The organism is Peribacillus sp. 05N428, from assembly GCF_056397085.1.
The window spans coordinates 1-1052 of the sequence record NZ_JBFTMS010000121.1; the positions used below are offsets into that span (position 1 = coordinate 1).

General features: G+C 33.5%; 1 protein-coding gene and 1 pseudogene. Both read left to right on the top strand.

Annotated elements, in window-relative coordinates; all coding sequences use genetic code 11:
* Positions 1-195 (top strand): winged helix-turn-helix transcriptional regulator (locus AC1DIV_RS30040; protein WP_477577948.1); only part of this gene is annotated, 195 nt, incomplete at its 5' end.
* 722 nt (positions 196-917) lie between these two features.
* Positions 918-1052: pseudogene (locus AC1DIV_RS30045) on the top strand (glucose-6-phosphate dehydrogenase); the annotation flags it as partial.

The following is a 1052-nucleotide window of genomic DNA, read 5'->3' on the forward strand; positions in this document are numbered from 1 at the left end:
CAATTGCGCGAACTTGAAGACCATTTGATTGTTCATCGTGAAGTCTATCCTGTCGTTCCACCAAAAGTTGAATACTCACTCACTGAGTATGGAAGAAGTCTGATGCCTATTCTGGATGCTATGTATGACTGGGGTAAAGATTATATTGAAAATGTATTGGAAAAAGAAACAGAAAACAAATCGTCTATTCAGTAGAAAAAAGAGTTTCTCCTAGAGGTTCGAAAAAGTGTAAAAAAGTTCATATACTAACAAACCACGGTTAGCTATCTTAATAAAGATGCTGTCCGTGTTTTTTTATATCTCTACGTATTTAAAAGGTTGAAAAAACACAACATTTAATAAAAGAATCAGTTACTAAAAAGCCAAGGGCAGCGAATCTTGTATAATCGCTGTCCTTGGCTTTTCACGCTTGGTATTGGATTCAAGTTTATAGTATTATTTTTAACACTATGTTATACGAATGTATCTATATGTTAATAAAGTGCGTACTTTCAAAAGTATAACATACGTAATATACTGATTTTGCTCAAGTAATAGCGAGCTTAAAAAATACTACCAAACCTTAAGGGAATACTGCTACAAGTATGGTGAGATGAAGTGAAACTTCATTTAATAATTTATACATGTTGTTGCTTTTTACGAAAGGAGAGGTCCGCATGGGAAAGTTCAAAACTAAGCAGCGAAAAGTTTGTGAAAGATGTCTMAYCATCACCATAAATAATGAAACCTGTCCAAAATGTGGACATTCTCAATTAAGAGAWATCATTATTACCGGACAAGCTGGGAGAAATAAACGAAWCTTACATCCAAAAGTAGGATAACGCAATAGMGAAAATCCSTGTTGTTTTGTAGGGRAAACGAAGAAAATCARRCAWTTTTCYATTTRAAAATGCTTTGAAAAARTGGAGGAATGAAAAGTGGATTCTATGACGTTTGTCTTATTTGGGGCAACTGGGGATTTAGCTAAGCGAAAAATCTACCCTGCCTTGTTTAATTTATATTTGAATCAAAAATTACCAGATTCTTTTTTGATCATTGGTGTAGGAATAGAC